This is a genomic window from Campylobacter concisus UNSWCS (genome assembly GCF_000466685.1).
GTDB lineage: Bacteria > Campylobacterota > Campylobacteria > Campylobacterales > Campylobacteraceae > Campylobacter_A > Campylobacter_A concisus_A.
This window is the reverse complement of sequence record NZ_ANNG01000007.1, coordinates 43,108-60,505: the sequence shown is the minus strand read 5'-3', so window position 1 is coordinate 60,505 and position 17,398 is coordinate 43,108. Positions and strand designations below refer to the sequence as shown.

The 17,398-nt window shown below is 39.9% G+C and carries 19 protein-coding genes; 7 read left to right on the top strand and 12 right to left on the bottom strand.

Features of this window, described 5'->3' with window-relative positions:
* Window positions 1-143: 143 nt before the first annotated feature.
* From UNSWCS_RS02580 to mqnE, 5 genes are read right to left on the bottom strand one after another with little or no spacing between them, the layout of a single operon-like run.
* Window positions 144-839: a Tfp pilus assembly protein FimT/FimU gene (locus tag UNSWCS_RS02580; protein WP_021087184.1), complete on the bottom strand. Its 696-nt coding sequence runs from the start codon at window positions 837-839 to the stop codon at window positions 144-146.
* A 3-nt stretch (window positions 840-842) separates the two neighbouring features.
* Entirely contained in the window at window positions 843-2,060 is a 1,218-nt protein-coding gene (locus UNSWCS_RS02575) for an ArnT family glycosyltransferase (RefSeq protein ID WP_021087157.1), read from the bottom strand.
* A 9-nt stretch (window positions 2,061-2,069) separates the two neighbouring features.
* A complete protein-coding gene (locus UNSWCS_RS02570; protein ID WP_021087183.1) occupies window positions 2,070-2,510 on the bottom strand; it encodes a phosphoribosyltransferase in 441 nt (146 codons plus the stop codon).
* Between the two features lie 12 nt (window positions 2,511-2,522).
* Window positions 2,523-3,815: an NCS2 family permease gene (locus UNSWCS_RS02565; RefSeq protein ID WP_004317807.1), complete on the bottom strand. Its 1,293-nt coding sequence runs from the start codon at window positions 3,813-3,815 to the stop codon at window positions 2,523-2,525.
* 11 nt (window positions 3,816-3,826) lie between these two features.
* On the bottom strand, window positions 3,827-4,891 hold the full coding sequence (gene mqnE / locus UNSWCS_RS02560) for an aminofutalosine synthase MqnE (protein WP_155242290.1): 1,065 nt from the start codon (window positions 4,889-4,891) through the stop codon (window positions 3,827-3,829).
* 110 nt (window positions 4,892-5,001) lie between these two features.
* On the opposite strand from mqnE, the gene UNSWCS_RS02555 reads away from it, so the two are divergent.
* The 5 genes from UNSWCS_RS02555 (at window position 5,002) to UNSWCS_RS12725 (ending at window position 11,165) form a co-directional block, all read left to right on the top strand.
* Window positions 5,002-7,500 (top strand): HD domain-containing protein, encoded by a 2,499-nt coding sequence (locus tag UNSWCS_RS02555; protein ID WP_021087185.1) that lies wholly within the window; start codon window positions 5,002-5,004, stop codon window positions 7,498-7,500.
* Window positions 7,501-7,503: 3 nt separating this feature from the next.
* A complete protein-coding gene (gene glmS / locus UNSWCS_RS02550; protein ID WP_021087153.1) occupies window positions 7,504-9,315 on the top strand; it encodes a glutamine--fructose-6-phosphate transaminase (isomerizing) in 1,812 nt (603 codons plus the stop codon).
* Window positions 9,316-9,461: 146 nt separating this feature from the next.
* Window positions 9,462-10,250 carry a hypothetical protein gene (locus UNSWCS_RS02545; protein ID WP_021087175.1) on the top strand — a complete coding sequence of 263 codons (789 nt, stop codon included), beginning with the start codon at window positions 9,462-9,464 and terminating at the stop codon, window positions 10,248-10,250.
* Between the two features lie 49 nt (window positions 10,251-10,299).
* Window positions 10,300-10,665, top strand: coding sequence for a gamma-glutamyl phosphate reductase (locus UNSWCS_RS02540; RefSeq protein ID WP_235044380.1), 366 nt, complete (start codon window positions 10,300-10,302; stop codon window positions 10,663-10,665).
* A 134-nt stretch (window positions 10,666-10,799) separates the two neighbouring features.
* Window positions 10,800-11,165 (top strand): DUF4172 domain-containing protein, encoded by a 366-nt coding sequence (locus UNSWCS_RS12725; protein WP_080655739.1) that lies wholly within the window; start codon window positions 10,800-10,802, stop codon window positions 11,163-11,165.
* Here UNSWCS_RS12725 and UNSWCS_RS12615 read toward each other — a convergent pair.
* Window positions 11,154-11,279 (bottom strand): hypothetical protein, encoded by a 126-nt coding sequence (locus UNSWCS_RS12615; protein WP_021087180.1) that lies wholly within the window; start codon window positions 11,277-11,279, stop codon window positions 11,154-11,156. The two genes, UNSWCS_RS12725 and UNSWCS_RS12615, sit on opposite strands and share 12 nt — an antisense overlap.
* A gap of 31 nt (window positions 11,280-11,310) precedes the next feature.
* Here UNSWCS_RS12615 and UNSWCS_RS02535 point away from each other — a divergent pair, with 31 nt between their 5' ends.
* Window positions 11,311-11,646 (top strand): Fic family protein, encoded by a 336-nt coding sequence (locus UNSWCS_RS02535; RefSeq protein WP_021087152.1) that lies wholly within the window; start codon window positions 11,311-11,313, stop codon window positions 11,644-11,646.
* Between the two features lie 30 nt (window positions 11,647-11,676).
* On the opposite strand, the gene UNSWCS_RS02530 is transcribed toward UNSWCS_RS02535, so the two are convergent.
* Both UNSWCS_RS02530 and UNSWCS_RS02525 read right to left on the bottom strand, forming a co-directional pair.
* Window positions 11,677-12,171, bottom strand: coding sequence for a hypothetical protein (locus tag UNSWCS_RS02530; protein ID WP_002939504.1), 495 nt, complete (start codon window positions 12,169-12,171; stop codon window positions 11,677-11,679).
* Window positions 12,172-12,182: 11 nt separating this feature from the next.
* Window positions 12,183-13,382, bottom strand: coding sequence for a tetrahydrodipicolinate N-succinyltransferase N-terminal domain-containing protein (locus tag UNSWCS_RS02525; RefSeq protein ID WP_021087146.1), 1,200 nt, complete (start codon window positions 13,380-13,382; stop codon window positions 12,183-12,185).
* A 160-nt stretch (window positions 13,383-13,542) separates the two neighbouring features.
* On the opposite strand from UNSWCS_RS02525, the gene UNSWCS_RS02520 reads away from it, so the two are divergent.
* A complete protein-coding gene (locus UNSWCS_RS02520; protein ID WP_021087151.1) occupies window positions 13,543-14,139 on the top strand; it encodes a YagU family protein in 597 nt (198 codons plus the stop codon).
* Between the two features lie 172 nt (window positions 14,140-14,311).
* On the opposite strand, the gene UNSWCS_RS02515 is transcribed toward UNSWCS_RS02520, so the two are convergent.
* The 4 genes from UNSWCS_RS02515 to UNSWCS_RS02500 form a co-directional block, all read right to left on the bottom strand.
* Window positions 14,312-14,764: a hypothetical protein gene (locus UNSWCS_RS02515; RefSeq protein WP_021087134.1), complete on the bottom strand. Its 453-nt coding sequence runs from the start codon at window positions 14,762-14,764 to the stop codon at window positions 14,312-14,314.
* Between the two features lie 157 nt (window positions 14,765-14,921).
* Window positions 14,922-15,611: a hypothetical protein gene (locus UNSWCS_RS02510; RefSeq protein ID WP_021087140.1), complete on the bottom strand. Its 690-nt coding sequence runs from the start codon at window positions 15,609-15,611 to the stop codon at window positions 14,922-14,924.
* Between the two features lie 103 nt (window positions 15,612-15,714).
* On the bottom strand, window positions 15,715-17,052 hold the full coding sequence (locus tag UNSWCS_RS02505; RefSeq protein ID WP_021087135.1) for a PFL family protein: 1,338 nt from the start codon (window positions 17,050-17,052) through the stop codon (window positions 15,715-15,717).
* Window positions 17,053-17,061: 9 nt separating this feature from the next.
* A complete protein-coding gene (locus UNSWCS_RS02500) occupies window positions 17,062-17,328 on the bottom strand; it encodes an ACT domain-containing protein (protein ID WP_002939508.1) in 267 nt (88 codons plus the stop codon).
* Window positions 17,329-17,398: the final 70 nt, after the last annotated feature.

Here is a 17,398-nt window from a genome sequence, read left to right as displayed (position 1 = left end):
GATAAGAAAAAGGCTTTATTAACGGTGAAGTTAAAGGTGGTTTCTCGTTTCGTGAGCTGGAATTATATATGAGGGATGCTTAAATGCAGATTAAAAAATGGCAACTTTTTTAAAAAATAAAAACTATAAATTTTTAACTAAATTTAACCATTCTCTTTTATAGATGCAAAGCCGCTTTCTTTTTCTATAGTAATGGTCGTTTGATTGCCACGTTTGTCAGTTATTGTTATACTGCAATCTTTTTTAAGAAGTCTATCATAAGGACGCTTTGCTCCACCAGAAGTAGTACTTGCTACTCTCATAGGACGACCCATTTCATCAAAAATTATAGTTTGCATTCCATTGCAACCGTCTTTAAAATCAACTGATGCTATACCAAATCTTTTTCCTAAATTTAATTCTTTATTCCACTTTTTGCAAGTAGCTTCTGTTACTATTCCGCTACTCCAGCCTCCACTAAGGAGTTTCCCGCTTTTATAGATATCGTTTGCAACTTCACTTTCTGAATTTATATTTCCATTTAAACTTTTGTCAAAAAAGACACTATATTTCCAAGTAACAACTCCCGGCTCATCTATAGAGCATTTTTGCAAACTAGTATTATTAAAAGCTACTCCCCATCTCATTCTAAACCATCTCACAGGATTATCACTGACAAAATTTACATACTTATTATCCTGCATAGCGAGGTGCTGGGTGTATCTTATATGAGTTAGTATCTGATTTGCAGCTTCTCTTGAGGCATTTCTGTTTAGTTTTGGGATCATAATGGCAGCTAAAATTCCAACAACAACAATAACAAAAACAAGCTCTATCATAGTAAAAGCTCTTTTTTTCATAGTTTATCGTTCCTTGATATTGAAATTTGCAACTACTTTTCCCATTTTTTCTATACTAAATTTTGACTTCTCATCTAAATCGGCACTTGCTAATAAATTTTTAGAGTAGCTTTTTGTTTTTATCCCATAAAATTTAAGCCTAAGAGCAAGCCTTGTATCTTCGGTCGCTATATCTTGCACTCCAGCCTCTTTTAGCTTATCTGCTAGCTCTTTTGCTACATCAAATTTATAAGTGAGATGTTTTGTAGGATCGTTTAAAAAGAGGTAAAAAACTTGATTAAAGATGATCGCTGACCAGTTAAATACCAAAAAAAGCATCACTAGGCTAGTGCAAATTTTATGTCCTTTTCTAAATTTTGGCAGCCTCACGCGATATGAGTTGAAAAAAACTCTTACCATAAGTGGCGTTGCTATCACGCAAAATGGCAAAAACTGCTCAAGCTCCAGCCTTTGGCGCACAGAGACTATCATACAAAAGCAAAATGAGCAAATGGCGATAAACCACAAAAGATCCTTCTTCTCCTTAACCCAAATTCTATAAATCGTATATACAAAAAAGATAAAGACGAATGGCGAAAATACAGCGGCAAATATGCCAAAGGTATCGATAAAGTGCCCGCTTGGTCTGCCATTTGTTTCAAAGCCAAAAAAGTAAAGTGTCAGCAAAAATAAAATGGCACTGAGCCAAGCAAGTGGCGGCTTTCTTTTGTAAAGTGCAAATATAAAAAATCCTGCATAAAATATCAAAAAATCACCATCTATGAAAAAGGCTAGGCAGAAAAAGAGACTAAATAAAATTTTCCTTTTAATATGAAAAAGATATATACACAAAAGCGCTAGAGTGATGCAAATTCCAGCGTTATTTATGATAAGGGCTGAAGCTAGCGTGCCAGGAAGCAGCACAAAAAGTAGAACCGCTACGATCCTGTCAAACTCAAGCTTGATGTAAAATTTACTAACCTTATACATCAAAACCACGCTTGCGATGTGAAAAAAGATCATCACGCCCCGCACAGCAAGGTCATTTTGACCAAAAAAGTGGGTGCTTAGTTTTAAGATGTAGCTTAAAAGGCTATGCTTTTGAAAGAAAATTTCAGCCTCGTTGTAGCTTATACTAAGAGAATTTGCCGCATAAAGCAGAAAAACAAAATCAATCAAACATATCAAAAATACGCTAAAAGCGATGTGTCTGCTAGCAAATTCTCTAACTCTTTCTAACAAATTTATCCCTTAAATATGTATATCCCAGAAAAACTCAACCCAGTCATGAGCCTCTTTTACCTTAAATTCAGGCAAAAGCAGAGCCTTCTCTTTATAAAATACAGTTGCTATCTTTATATCTAAATTTGGATAGCGTTTAAGCAGCTCTCTTTTTATCTCGACCATGCTCTCGCCGCTATCGATGATGTCATCAACAAGCAAAATTTTAGTGTATTTGCTAAGATCTGGCACGTTAAAAATTTGTATCGTATCAAGCTTGTTTGTATCCTCGTAGTGGATAGAATTTAGGGTAAATAAATTTCTATTATTAAGTGCAACAGCTAGCGAGTGGCCAAGCGTTAGACCGCCCCTTGCCACAGCTAGTATCACCTCTGGATCAAACTCATTTTTTATCTGTTTTGCCATCTTTTTGGCATCAACGGCAAATTCATCGTAGCTATAAAATATCATCTTTCATCCTTATCAATGCACTAAAAATACGATAAAACTAATGAGCGCTAGCACGACTACACCTAAATTTATATCGCTAAATTCTCTCTTTATGAGCTTAACTATGACGTATGACATAAAGCCAAATGCAAGGCCGTTTGTGATCGAGTAAGTAAGCGGGATGAGCACAACTATGAAAAATGTCGCAACAGCTATGGCTGGATCTTTGAAATTTATACTAGCAAGCTCGGCAAACATAAGCACGCCGACCATTACAAGGATCGGATAGATGGCATTGCCAGGGATAGCTTTAAAAAGTGGCAACATAAATAGTGTAAGTATAAATAAAAGTCCGCAAAATACAGCTGTTAGACCAGTTCTGCCGCCCTCTTCTACGCCGCTTGCGCTCTCTACAAACGATGTGGTCGTACTTACACCTACAAGCGAGCCAGCTGCAGTAGCAACAGCGTCAGCTTCAAGAGTTTTTTCAAGTTTTACGACGCCATCTTTTTTGTTTTCGTCAAATATCCCAGCCCTTGTGCCAACGCCAGCTAGTGTGCCTATCGAGTCAAAAAGATCGGTCACAAAAAATGTGATAATAACTGGTAGCAAGGCTAGGCTAAAGGCACCTTTTATGTCAAGCTCTAAAAATATCGGAGAGATAGAAGCTGGAGTTGAGAAAATTTCTGTTGGATGAGGAGCGATGCCAAGCACCCAAGCTATCACCGAAGTGACAAGCACAGCTAGGATAAACGCGCCCTTTATCTTCCATGCCCAAAAGCAAATAACCAAAAATAGCCCCAAAACGCCAAGAAGCACGTTTGGATCTCTGAAATTTCCTATGCCAACCAAAACCGCATCGTTATTTACGATAAAACCCATTTGCTGAAATGCAACAAAGCTGATAAATGTGCCTATGCCAGCGCTTATCGCTCTTCTTAGATCAAGTGGGATGGATCTTATTATCCACATTCTAAAATTTGTAAAAGACAAGACAACAAATATCACGCCGCTTAGAAAAACAACGCCAAGAGCCGTTTGCCAAGGCACTTTCATGCCGATGCAAAGACCAAATGTAAAATAAGCGTTAAGCCCCATACCAACGCTCATCGCAACTGGCGTGTTCGCCCAAAGACCATTTAATATAGTAGAAAATATGGTAATTAGCGCAGTTGCCGTAATTAGTGCCTCATAAGGCATGCCAGTTTTGCTCATAATGATCGCATTTACCGGCACGATATACATCATCGCTAAAAATGTCGTAAGTCCCGCTCCAAATTCCTGCTTCACACTCGTTTTGTTTTGTGCTAAGTCAAAAAATTTCACCCCAAGCTCCTTTAGTAAATTTTAAGTTCGTTATATAAGCTATCACGCTCAACCGGCGTAAAACCAGATGTTTTAATAAGATCACAAAATGTCTTTAGTGTGACGCCATTTGCGCTGTTTGCGCCGGCTGCACTTTGGATACTCTCTTTTTCTATCGTGCCATCAAGATCATCAGCGCCAAATTCCTGAGCGATCATCGCTAAATTTAGCGTCGATGTGGCCCAGTATGCCTTTATATGCGGGACGTTATCAAGCACCAAGCGAGATATCGCCATAGTCTTTAAAATTTCAGCTGATCCTAGAAATTTCACATCTTTTAAGTAGTTATTTTCTCTTTGATAGACAAGTGGGATAAATGCGTTAAATCCGCTAGTTTCGTCCTGCAAGTCTCTGATCCTTAGCATGTGATCGATCCTGTTATCGCGGCTTTCTATGTGTCCAAAGAGCATTGTTGCATTGCTTTGCCTGCCTTTATCGTGCCACATTTTGTGAATTTTGAGCCAGTTCTCGCTACTAACCTTGCCTTTGCAAATTTTAGCCCTGACCTCTTCGTCAAAAATTTCAGCCCCACCACCTGGCATGCTATCGACGCCGTATTCAAGCATCTTTTCTATCACCTCATCGTAGCTTAAGCCGTAATGCCTTGATAAAAAATCAATCTCAGCCGCCGTCATAGCCTTTACGTGAAGCTCTGGATGGGCTGCCTTTATCTTTTTAAAAATTTCTAAATACCACTGCCAACCGCTAGTTGCGTTGTGGGCGGAGACGATGTGTATCTCTTTTACACCGTGGCTCACGCTCTCATCAACGATCTTTAAAATTTCTTCGTGACTCATTAGGTATGGATTTGGATTTTTTCTGTGGGCTGAAAATGCGCAAAATTTACAGATGTCAGCACAGATATTTGTTGGATTGATATGGCGATTTACGTTAAAAAAGACCTTGTTGCCGTGCAGTTTTCTGCGCTTTTTGTCGGCAAATTTAGCCAAGGTAAAAAGATCAAGCTCATAAAGCGAAAAAGCCTCTTGCTTGCTTAATCTCTCGCCACTTTCTAGTTTTTGTAATAGATTCATTATTTATATCGTCCTAAAGCTGAACTTAAGGCTTTATTATAAGCAAATAAAGCTTTGTTTTTGCAAAAATTATGTAACATTTGCCAAGATATTTTTAACAATGGAAACACTAAATGCTAGCTGATAAAAGTGCCAAAAATAGCGATAATTATTCAAGGATCAAAGAGAAATTTCTTGATTTTAAGGCAAATTTGCCAAAACATTTTCAAAAAAACCAAGGCAGAAATTTCACAAATTTCTTAGCCAAAGAGTATGATGATTTTATAAAATCTTATTTAAATGAAACTATGCGAGAATTTTTTGATGAGTTTGTGCCACAAAATGACAGCTTTGCTTTTAGCGTTCTAGCCACTGGCAAATACGCTCAAACGCTACTTAGCGCAAATAGCGAGCTTGAAATTTTACTAGTTTATAAAAATTTAAAGGGCTATAATATAAAAAATTTCTTAAAAGAATTTTCTGAAATTTTAGATAGCTCTGGCATGAAATTTGTGATAAAAATTGCCGAAGTGGATGAAATTTTTATAAATTTCAAAGATGACCTTAAATTTAAAAGCGAAACCTCGCAACTTCGTTACATCTGCGGCTCAAAAAGCCTCTACCGCCTAGTAAAAAGCGAGATCATAAAGATAAAAGAATTTGATAAAAAAGCCTTTTTAAACTACCATTTAAAGGCATTTTTGCCATTTTCTAGCATAAGCTACTTGGCACAAGAGCCAAATTTAAAAAGTGGCTTTGGTGGGATCGATGAAATTTACCGCTTAAACTGCATACTAAACTGCCTTGATAGCGACGTTTCAGTTAGATCACAAGCCCTTAAAGTGATGAATGAAAAAGAGATAGCTAGCTTTAACCTAAATGTGGATTTTTTACTAAGCTTGCTAAGTGCTTTAAATTTAACCCAAAACACCGACACTTTCAGCGCTTCAAGTGTCGAGATCACGACAAATTTCATGCAGACAAAGTCCAAAAAACTTCAAGACAACGAGAGCGTCATCAGCCAAAAGATGCTAAGCTCGATGAATAACGTAGCCATTTATTCAAGATTTATCGCAGCTTCGCTTTGCAGGCCATTTTTCAAAAGCGAGCTAAGCTTCGTTCAAAGAAAATTTGCTAGGCTAAAAAATGGCTTTTATGAGATAAATGGCGTCATCTACGTGCCACTTCACAAAAAGCCAGCGCTCATCGAGGATCTCATAAATGAGCTTTTAGAGCTAAAAGATGTGGATTATAAATTTGATATAAGCGCGATCTTTTATATCAAGCGAGCCATCATCACAAAAGATGGCTTAGAGCGCGCTATCAGCGAGTTTAAGAAGATATTTTTAAGAGAAAATTCCTACGCTATTTTAAAATCCTTGCTCGATGCGCAGATGATACAAATTTTGATAAAACCGATGGAACACATCTCCCAGCTAGCAGAATATGACGGCTATCACGAATTTACGGTTGATGAGCATAGTATCTTAAGTGTCAAATTTCTTGAAAATATAAAAGATAAATTTATAAAAAATCTCTACACTGAGCTTTGCTTAGAGGGCAAAACGATGCTTAAGATCGTGACGCTTATGCATGACGTTGGTAAAGGACTTGGCGGCAAAGATCACGCAAACATCGGCGCAAACATCTTTAGAGCCTATGCCAACAAGCTAAATTTAAGCCAAAAAGCTATCAACATCGGCGTCGTCTTGATAAAATATCACACCCTAATGAGCAACGTCTCAAACAGAGAGGATATCTACTCACAGCGCGTCATCTTCGCCTTTATCTCGAAGCTTGGCGACAAGCAGGTTTTAAAGCTACTTTACATCCTTAGCTACTGCGTGATAAACGCCACAAATGAGAGGCTTTACAACGCCTACACAGCAAAGCTTTTAAGAGAGCTTTATGAAATTTCTCTTAGCGCATTTAGCGATGAAAATTTACTTGATGAAGCGACAAGGCGGGTAAAAAAAGAGCAGTCTATAAAACGAAATAGCGAGTTTTTGGCACTTGAGCCAAAGCTGCAAGAGAAAATTTTTAAGATCACATCAAATTTGGTCTTTACAAAATATAGCGCGAGCGAGATCATAAATTTAAGCAAAGTGGCTGATAGCTTAAACGAAACCGAAATTTTCATAAACAATAGTAAAAATTTAAGCATTCAAATTTATACAAATAAAAGCCTAAATTTAAGCGCCCTGCTCTATGAATTTGCCAAATTTGACCTTGCGTATATGGAGATATTTGAGCTTTTTGAGAAGAAATTTTATATCAGGCTTGACTTTAACCAAAATGTAAAAAATCATGAGCTTGAAAATACTAAAATTTTAGCCCTAAAATCCCTAAATAGCGAGGTTTTAAGAGAGCCATTGAAACCAAATATTAACAAAGATGAGATAAACTTCGAGCTAAATCACTCAAAAGATTACGCCAAGCTTAGCATCAACGCAAAAGATCAGCGCGGGCTAATGGCTTATGTGATGAGTGTTTTTGACAGGCTTCATTTTCAAGTCACGAGTGCGAGAATTCAGACGGTTAAAAATAGAACGAGAAATCTCTTTTTGATCGAGAAAAACGAGCGACTTGAGAGTAAAGGCGAAGAGATATTAAATTTATTAATAAGCGAGTAAAACATGTGTGGAATCGTAGGATACATCGGAGATAAAGAGAAAAAAGAGGTCATTTTAAGCGGGCTAAAAGAGCTTGAGTATCGCGGATACGACAGCGCTGGCATGGCTGTGATGAGTAACGATAAGATCGACTTTTTCAAAGCGGTCGGCAAGCTTGAAAATTTAGTCCTAAAGACAAAGGACTTTACATCAGAAGGTTTTGGCGTGGCGATAGGTCACACACGCTGGGCTACGCACGGCAAACCAACCGAGATAAACGCTCACCCACACCTTGGCGAGCACTCATTTGTCGTTCACAACGGCATCATCGAAAACTACAAAGAGCTTAAAGATGAGCTTGAGGCAAAGGGCGTGAAATTTATGAGCCAAACCGACACTGAAGTGATCGTGCATCTTTTTGAAGAAATTTTAAAAGAGAAAAAAGACCCATTTAAGGCTTATGAGGCGACTATCGCAAAGCTAAGAGGCGCATACGCGACGCTACTTATAACCAAAACTGCGCCTGATAAGATATTTTTCGCAAAAGATGCCGCTCCTATGGCGATAGGCAAAAGCGATAAAAAAGAGGTATATTTTGCCTCATCAGATGCGCCGCTAATTGGCAACGCAACAGAAGTAGCCTACTTAGATGATAACAACTACGGCTACGTGAGCTTAGACGAGATAGCTGTTTTTAAACACGGCAAAAAAGCTAGCATAACCTTTAATGCACTGCCAAAAGATAAGAGCTATGCCCAAAAAGAGGGTTATACATTTTTTATGGAGAAAGAAATTTACGAGCAAGGCGCAGTCGTATCTGAAACCATCATGGGCAGAGTTAAAAACCACAAAGTCACCCTTGAAAATTTAGACGATGAATACCTAAAAGGTATCGATGATATCGTGCTTTGTGCGTGCGGCACTAGCTATCATGCAGCGCTAACTGCAAGCTATCTTTTTGAAAGGCTTGCTAAAGTTAGAACAAAGGTCGAAGTGGCGAGCGAATTTAGATATAGAAAGCCTTATCTAAACAAAAACTCGCTTTTTATCGTCATCTCACAAAGTGGCGAGACAGCTGATACTCTTGAGGCACTTAGGATCGCAAAAGAGGCTGGGCTAAAGACACTTGCGATTTGCAACGTCGATAACTCTTCTATTGTTAGACTAGCTGATAATACGCTTCTAACTCGCGCTGGCATCGAAAAAGGTGTGGCAAGTACAAAGGCTTTTGCAACGCAGATCATCGTGCTTTGGATGCTTGTGCTTCAAATGGCATCAGCAAAGGGATCTATAAGCAAAAAAGAGCTTGATCACGAGATCAAAACGCTTCTTCACATCCCACAAATTTTAAATATAGATAACACCTTGCAAGAGAAGCTACACCGCCTAAGCAAGCACTATTTGCACGGCCATGGCTTCTTCTTCATCGGTAGAGATATCTTCTATCCGCTAGCACTTGAAGGTGCGTTAAAACTTAAAGAGATTTCATATCTTCATGCCGAGGGCTATCCATCAGGCGAGATGAAGCACGGCCCTATCGCGCTTGCAGATGAGAAGCTATTTACGATCGCTTTAATGCCTCAAAACTTACTATATGAAAAGACAAAAAGCAATGTCGAAGAGCTCGCTGCAAGAGATGCTTACATCCTAGCAATAAGTCCGCTTGAGTTTGAACTAAGCGATGACTACGTAAAAACAAGCGTTCAAGATCACTATATGAGCGAATTTTTCGAGATGATGCTAGTGCTTCAGCTACTTGCACTTGAAATTTCCGTTAGACTTGGCAACAACGTCGATATGCCAAGAAACCTCGCAAAAAGCGTAACTGTCGAATAATTTATGTGGCTGGCATCTTGCTGGCCGCTTAAATTTTTGTAAAAAATAGTTTTGTATTATGTTATTAAACATAAATTTTATATTAATATTTTTATAATATTTACTCATATATAATTCTAAAACTAACTTAAACATTAAGGATAAAAATGAAGTTAAGTTCATCTTTACTAAGCGTAGGTCTTGGAGTTTTACTTTTAAGTGGTTGTGCAACTGGCAATAGCAATGGCGTAACTGGCAGTGCTGCTGGTAGCAACAACAAAAATGCTAACACAAAAATAGAAAAATGTAGTAGCACTCTTGGAACACTTGCATTTTATGAAGACCAAAATTCAGACTGGTATTCATATTTAACACACAACTACAAGCTCACATCAACTATTCCAGTTTTGCGTCTTCTTGCACAACAAACTGGCTGCTTTGTTATAGTTGAGCGTGGTGCTATGATGGATAATATGATGCAAGAGCGTGCACTTGATAGATCAGGCGAACTAAGAAGCGGTTCTGGCTTTGGCAAAGGCAAAATGGTGGCAGCTGATTATACTATTCGCCCTGAAATTTTCTTTAGTAACGAAGATACTGGTGGCGTAGGCGGTGTTGTTGGAGCACTTTTTGGTAGTGTAGCAGGTGCTGTAGCTGGAGGTTTTTCAACAAAAGAGACGCAAACCACTTTAGTTCTTATAGAAAATCGTTCAGGCGTTCAATTAGCAGCGGCTATTGGTTCAGCTTCTAGCACTGACTTCTTTGGCATGGGTGGCGGTGCTGGCGCTTCTCTTGGTGCTGGACTTGGAGCATATTCAAGAACACCTGAGGGAAAAACACTTGTAAATGCTTTCCTTGATTCGATGAATCAATTGGTTATCGCCCTAAAAGACTACAAAGCACAAACCGTAAAAGGTGGTCTTGGCAAAGGTGGAAGCCTAAAAGTAGGAGATTAATATGAAATTTATAGCCATTTTATTTTGTTCATTAACTTTTTTGTTTTCTATGAGTTATGAAAAAAAAGTTGAAGCTAGGCTTTGTGGTCTTATAAATCAAAGAGAAATGGCTAAAATTTATGGTGACATAAGAAGTATTGATAGCTTTGATAAAAAAATAGAAAGCTACAAATTTCGCAACGGAATAGAAAAATTTGACGAGGATAGTTGTCGAACAAATGGCTACTATCCTGTTGATCCAAACTATGCACCATATCCGCCTAACTACCGCCCATACTATCAAAATGGATATGATAGATTCCAGCGTGGTTACCGCGACGGCTACTATAACGATGACGACTACGATGATGGTTTTGATCGTGGTTATAGACGTGGTTATAAGGATGCCAGAAGAGATTATAGGTTAGGTAGATAATCTTATCTAGCCTTAACTTTAGCTGGCTCTTTTCTAATAAAAAAGATTTTTACAAATAACAAATCAAAAGCAATGCATATATAAAATTTTACTGCTATAAACAAATTCGAGACATTAAGCAAAAAATATAAAACCTGTGGATATGGCAACATCCCAACTACCCAAATTTTTCTTTCGATAAAAGTACAATAGACACCCTTGCAAATAGGCTAGAGCAAAATCACGAAATTTTAAAAGAGATAACAAGCAAGACCAGCAGAAACGATCTTTTAAAGGCGCAAATTAGCGCCCTAGAAGATGAGATCTTTTACTCATCTCTCATAGAGGGCGAGAGGCTAAAAAGATCAAGCATTCGCTCATCGGTAAAAAAGAGACTAGATGAAAATTTTGACTGGCTAGCCGACACTCATGCGACTAGACACAGTGATAATCTAGTCTCGCTAATGCTTGAAGCAAATTTAAACAAAGCTCCTTTGAACTTTGAGCGGCTACATGGCTGACACAATGCCTTGTTTGAATATAGCCATAGCAAAATTTACAAGATAAAAAGAGCTAAATTTAGAGATGATGAGATGAGTGTAGTCTAAGGTCCTTAAAAAAATATGCAAATCCACTACGAAGCCTTGTCAGCAGAGCGCGTAGAGGATGAGAAATTTTTTAAATTTTATCAATAAAAATCACGAAAACACATATGTAAAAAGTGCCTTAGCGCACCTTTGGTTTGTGATCATCCATCCTTATGATGACGGCAACGGATGCATGGCAAGGGCTTTGGCGCACTACTGCTTGGCAGCTAACAGCATTAAGCTATTTTCTATCACCAGCATTATTTATGCAAATAAAAAAGATTATTATGAAATTTTAAAGCAGACGACAAAGCTTGAAAATAATTTAAACTTTGACTTCACAGCGTGGATAAAGTGGCATTTAGAAGCGGTAAATAGCGCCATAAAACAAGCTATAAGTTCATTAAAAAGATAAAATTTCTATCAAATTTAAGAGCCAAAGCCCTTAAATTTTATCTTTACTTAGGATCTTTGCGAGCTGCTCTTTGATCTCATCATCAAATTCGCTAACACTTATCACGCCCCTACTCTCGCACATCTTAGCGTCATTTACCTCGCAGTAGCCACTCAGCGCGTTTTTATATCCGCCCCTTATGCAAGCCTCTCTGTCTTCTAAAAATCCAGCCCCACCAAGGATAAGCACGCCAAGGTCAAAGCCGATCTTAAATTTCGCGCTCGCTGAGCTTTTTATCCAGCTTAAAAATATCTCATCATACCTTAACCCAAGCGCTCCAACGCCATCTGGCACGACCAAGATATCCACGCCGTAAAGGCTCTCAGCGTAAATTTCAGGATGAAGCCTGACGCCAAATTCATCGACTATCTCAGGCTTTAGGGCGTAGGTTTTGATGTTAAAACCTTCAAATTTATGCAAAAAATCATAAATTTTGGCAAAGCTTAACAAATTTATCTTGTCAAACATCAAAATGCCAACTTTCATGTTAGCTCCTTTTAATGAAGTGCCTCATTTAGCTTGATCGCCCTTTTGCTCGCACTCGCGGTGATCTGACCTGTTTGACTATTTTGTCTAAAATGAAGCCCATTTAGCCCGCCAAGCTCGAGCGCTTTGTAAATTTCAGCCTCAAATTTAAACCCTGGATTTATCTTAGCTAGCTTTTCGCGCTCGCTTGCCGAGATATAGACCTTTGTGCCCTCGAGCACCGCTATGCCAGCATCCACGATGCAGTTATCACCAAGTGGCACGCCAGTAACTGAGTTTGCGCCAAGCAAGCAGTGTTTGCCGATGCTTACAGGGTTGCCGTTCGTGCCGCTTAGCACGCCAAGTATGCTAGCTCCACCACCTACGTCACTACCCTCGCCCACGACGACAGAGCTGCTGACCCTACCCTCTACCATCACGCCACCAGTCGTGCCTGCATTAAAGTTGATATAAGCAGCTCCTGGCATGACGACTGTGCCAGGATGCACAGCTGCGCCCATGCGAACCTTGGCAGCGTCTAAAATTCTCGTGTTATCAGCTGGGATGATGTGACTTAAAAATCTTGGGAATTTATCCACGCTCACGATCGCTGGATACTCGCCAAACATCTTTAGAGAAATTTCATTTTCTCTTAGCCACTCAAGCTCGATCGGGATGTTTTGGCTAGTCCATGCGACATTTGGCAGCACTCCAAAGGCTCCATCAAGCACGATCGTCCTAGGTGCGACCTTGCCAAGTGAGATCAAGTAAAGCTTGAGATAGACGGCTTCTACGCTAAGTGGCTTTGCGTCATCAAATAAAAATACAAGCTTAAATTTATTCTCGTTTAGCTCAAGATCGTCATCAAATGCCATCTTCACAGCGTGTAAATTCCCCACGTTTTTGTGTGATTTTATATCTTTTTCAAAGACGCTAAAGAGCTTGCTAGCCTTTTTTGCTACCTTTGGCGTGAGATCAGTCACGAACTCGGATGCGCTAAAATCAACCTCAACATCACACTTTTGCAAGGCGTAGATAAAAGCAGCTGCGCTTAAAAAGCTCTCTTTATAATTTACAACGGCGTAACTTGCTTGCAAAATTTTGTCGCTATTTTTTTGTCCGCGATCGACTCTTGCGATGCCAAAAGCAACTGGATCTTTGTAACCATCTTTTTTTCTAAATTCTTCAAAAAATTCCTTAAATTCGTTTGCGTCTTTAAACTCTTTAGACATCTATTCTCCTTTAAATTTTTTCTTAGTCTAGCCAAAAATGGCTAAAAATTTTATGATTTTAAAGCATTTTGGTTTTGATAAATTTATAAATTATAATAATGATTAATCTTATCATAAAGAAAATAGAAAATAAAATGCCTCAAATTTTACAAGGAGACAAATGTCAAATTTAGCTACCAAACCAAAATTTGCCCTAGCTGCACTGATCGGTTTAATCGCTGGCGTAGTTTCAGCCTTTGTCAAATGGGGTGCAGAAGTGCCGCTTCCACCAAGAAGCCCTATGGATATGTTTAACGCAGCTTGCGGACCAGAAAGTGCCATCAGAGCGGCTGATGCGATCGACTGCTCGAGAAATTTCTTAAATCCGCCTTATGTGTTTTTGAGAGATTATGTCGGTATCGCCGATCCAAACGCCGCTATCTACGAGTTTGCAGGACATGCATTTAACTACGTGATGCTAACGCACATCATATTTTCAGTCGTCTTTGCCGTTGGCTACTGCGTCGTGGCTGAGAAATTTCCAAAGATCACGATGTGGCAAGGCGTGATGGTTGGTATCTTAGTAACTATCGCAGTTCACGGCATCTCACTGCCGCTTCTTGGCCTCACTCCGCCACTTTGGACACTTCCTTGGTATGAGTATGTCTCTGAGTTTGTAGGTCACATGGTCTGGTTTTGGTCGATAGAGATCATCCGCCACGACCTAAGAGCTAGGATCACAAAAGAAAAAGACCCAAGCGACTGCTGCAACGCATAGCTTATAAATTTGCTGTTTTGGGCGCAAAACCTAAGACAGCAAAATTTAATCATTTAAAAAACTCTAGCGCCTCTTGATCGCAGCCAATAACTAAAAACAAAATTTCATCATTTTTTGCAAGGCTTGAAAATCTTAACTAGCTCTTAATGCATAAATTTAAAAGCTTAATCGTTTAGCACTCCTCGCTAAGCTCTAAATTTTCTAAACAAAGTGGCTTTTCATCCTCAAAAATCACCCCTATACCGTAAGGCTCGCAGATATCAAGCGCGCCCTCTGCAAATCTCATCAGCCACTGCTTATCATGCGCATAAAAGGTGCATTGTGGTGAGCTAAAGGGCAGGTCGCAAACTGGCGCGTCAAGCAAGCTAAGCTCGTCCTTGCTTAAAAAGCACCCTCGCCTAAGCTCATCTTTTAAAAAGATAAGCGCCTCTTTTATATGCTGGTCGATATCGCTGGCGATGCGATCTGCTAGCAAAGTAGTCTCATCATCTACGTCCGCCCTATCTGTGCTAACGAGGCAAAATAGCACCTGCCCAAAAATTTCACTTTTTTGCCCAGTCTCCGCATACCAGATAAAACCATCATCTGTCGCAACTTTTTCAAGTTCGCCAAATTTCAAAGTCATTTTTTATTCTCGTTTTTGTGGTTTTGCTACCCTTACGAAAAAGAGCCAAATTTAAGTAAATTTGTCGTGACATAAAATAGAGATAGCTTGTAAATTTGCCCTTTTAGAATAAAGCAAAAGCTAAATTTACAAGCAAATTTTCAGTTTTTCTCGCTACTTAAAAGCAAAATTTCTCATCAGTGCCATTTTGCTTGCGCATAGCTTTGAAGTTAGCAAGATTGTCTTTGTCTAAAAAGTAATCTTTCTCTTTTTTATTGCGCGCTTCTAGCTTTTCTATGCCTTTTGCAAGGGCTGCTTTTCTATCTTCGTGAGGCGAGCTAAATTCTGGCGAAAACATCGCTTCATAGGCATTTTTCTTGGTCCATTCAAGTGCTTTGTCAGCGATCTCTTGTTGCTTTTTGATATCGCAAAATGCATAAGGATTGACCACGTCGCCAACAAGCTTCATAAACGCCCCTATCGCAGCCACCACGTCAGTAAATTTCTCGCCCTCCATGTCTATAACGCCTCTTAACAAGATCGCGCGGTTTTTTGCCGCATAAAACCAAAATACCGCATCATCGCGAAGTCCAAGATCGTATGCGCGAGCCGAGAGAACAAAAAGAGTTATCGGAGAGACCATTTGCGGGGCGTCTTGCACGATCTTTTCAGCCTTTTTAAAGTCCTCTTCTTTGCCACTTTTTAAAAGCTCATCTATCTTGTCATAGACCTTGACGTACTCCACCTTGCCAGCATTTGCTGAGTAGTAAGGCGTGACATAGATGTCGATACTTCTTACTTTGCCGTCATTTGCAAAGCCACATACTGCTGTAAAAAGTAGCGCCGTAAGCAGTGATAAAATTTTCATTTTAGCTCCTTGGTTTAAAATTTTTATTATTTTAACTAAAAGCAGTTGAAAGGTTGGAGTAAATTTGAAAGAAAGTCCGCAAATTTAAAGCGGACTTTGAAGATTAGTTTTTAAAACTATGGATAGGTGCTGGAATTTGTCCGCCACGAGCGATGAAGTCGGCACTTGAAGCTTTATTTATCTTCATCACAGGCGCTCTTCCTAAAAGGCCGCCAAACTCGATCATATCGCCCTCACGTCCAAGAGGTATGATACGAACGGCCGTTGTTTTTTGATTTATCACGCCGATAGCCGCCTCATCAGCGATCATCGCAGCTATACTCTCGCTTGGCGTGTCCGCAGGTATGGCGATCATATCAAGTCCAACTGAGCATATCGCAGTCATCGCTTCAAGCTTTTCTAAATTTAATGATCCCGCGCGCACCGCAGCTATCATGCCTTCATCTTCTGAAACTGGGATAAAAGCGCCGCTTAAGCCGCCCACTTGATTGCACGCCATAACGCCACCTTTTTTGACTGCGTCGTTTAAGAGAGCTAGTGCCGCAGTCGTGCCGTGCGTACCGACAGCCTCAAGCCCCATCTCCTCAAGCACGCGAGCCACCGAGTCGCCCACGGCTGGCGTTGGAGCAAGAGAGAGATCGACGATACCAAATTTAACCCCAAGGCGCTCGCTCGCCATTTGACCAACGAGCTGACCGATACGAGTGATCTTAAACGCCGTCTTTTTCACAGTCTCAGCCACCACGTCAAAGCTCTCGCCACGCACCTTTTCAAGCGCTCTTTTTACGACGCCTGGGCCTGAAACGCCGACATTTATCACCACGTCAGCCTCGCCCACGCCGTGAAATGCACCAGCCATGAAAGGATTGTCCTCGACTGCGTTTGCAAAAACAACAAGCTTCGCACAGCCCATCTCTGAAGCTGCTGCCGTCTCTTTTATGATGCGTCCCATATCACGCACTGCGCTCATATTTATGCCACTTTTTGTTGAGCCGACATTGACACTTGAGCATACTTTTGCAGTTTGTGCGAGTGCTTGCGGGATAGAATTTATCAAAATTTCATCGCCCTTTTGATAGCCCTTTTGAACTAAGGCCGAAAAACCACCTATAAAATCAATACCAACTTCAATAGCCGCCCTATCAAGCGTCTTTGCGATCATCACGTAGTCTTTTGCATCTGTTGCGGCGCCGATTATCGAGATAGGCGTCACGCTCACTCTTTTATTGACGATTGGTATGCCTAGCTCGGCAGAAATTTCGTTGCCCACCCTAACTAGGTCTTTGGCTTTAGTGGTGATTTTTGCGTAAATTTTGTCGCAGGCTTTGCCCATGTCAGGGTCGATGCAATCAAGCAAACTAATGCCCATCGTGATCGTTCTGATGTCAAAATTTTGCTCCTCGATCATCGAGATCGTTTCGGTTACATTTTTGATATCCATCTTTTGTCCTTAAATTTTGTGCATCGCATCAAAAATGGCTGAGCTTTGGATGTTTATCTTTACTTTTAGGCTCTCTCCAAGCTTATCTAGCTCCGCTCTTAAGGCTGTAAAGTCCTTATTTTCATCGCTTGAAACCACCGCCATCATCGTGAAAAAGTCGCTCAAAATAGTCTGGCTTATATCATCTATATTTAGCCCTAGCTCGCTAAGCTTTGCTGAGACGCCAGCAACGATGCCAACTCTATCTTTTCCGACTACGGTTACGATCGCTTTCATCTTTTCTCCTGTTAAATTTCTTTTAAAAGCTAAATTTGCACGTTTTTTTAAATTTCAAACGTGCAAATTT

Excerpts from the sequence above, each read along its gene's own strand:
- UNSWCS_RS02580 (WP_021087184.1), bottom strand. The coding sequence starts at position 839 with ATGAAAAAAAGAGCTTTTACTATGATAGAGCTTGTTTTTGTTATTGTT.
- UNSWCS_RS02570 (WP_021087183.1), bottom strand. The coding sequence starts at position 2,510 with ATGATATTTTATAGCTACGATGAATTTGCCGTTGATGCCAAAAAGATG.
- UNSWCS_RS02555 (WP_021087185.1), top strand. The coding sequence starts at position 5,002 with ATGCTAGCTGATAAAAGTGCCAAAAATAGCGATAATTATTCAAGGATC.
- glmS (WP_021087153.1), top strand. The coding sequence starts at position 7,504 with ATGTGTGGAATCGTAGGATACATCGGAGATAAAGAGAAAAAAGAGGTC.
- UNSWCS_RS02545 (WP_021087175.1), top strand. The coding sequence starts at position 9,462 with ATGAAGTTAAGTTCATCTTTACTAAGCGTAGGTCTTGGAGTTTTACTT.
- UNSWCS_RS02540 (WP_235044380.1), top strand. The coding sequence starts at position 10,300 with ATGAGTTATGAAAAAAAAGTTGAAGCTAGGCTTTGTGGTCTTATAAAT.
- UNSWCS_RS02535 (WP_021087152.1), top strand. The coding sequence starts at position 11,311 with ATGAGAAATTTTTTAAATTTTATCAATAAAAATCACGAAAACACATAT.
- UNSWCS_RS02530 (WP_002939504.1), bottom strand. The coding sequence starts at position 12,171 with ATGAAAGTTGGCATTTTGATGTTTGACAAGATAAATTTGTTAAGCTTT.
- UNSWCS_RS02525 (WP_021087146.1), bottom strand. The coding sequence starts at position 13,382 with ATGTCTAAAGAGTTTAAAGACGCAAACGAATTTAAGGAATTTTTTGAA.
- UNSWCS_RS02520 (WP_021087151.1), top strand. The coding sequence starts at position 13,543 with ATGTCAAATTTAGCTACCAAACCAAAATTTGCCCTAGCTGCACTGATC.
- UNSWCS_RS02515 (WP_021087134.1), bottom strand. The coding sequence starts at position 14,764 with ATGACTTTGAAATTTGGCGAACTTGAAAAAGTTGCGACAGATGATGGT.
- UNSWCS_RS02510 (WP_021087140.1), bottom strand. The coding sequence starts at position 15,611 with ATGAAAATTTTATCACTGCTTACGGCGCTACTTTTTACAGCAGTATGT.
- UNSWCS_RS02505 (WP_021087135.1), bottom strand. The coding sequence starts at position 17,052 with ATGGATATCAAAAATGTAACCGAAACGATCTCGATGATCGAGGAGCAA.
- UNSWCS_RS02500 (WP_002939508.1), bottom strand. The coding sequence starts at position 17,328 with ATGAAAGCGATCGTAACCGTAGTCGGAAAAGATAGAGTTGGCATCGTT.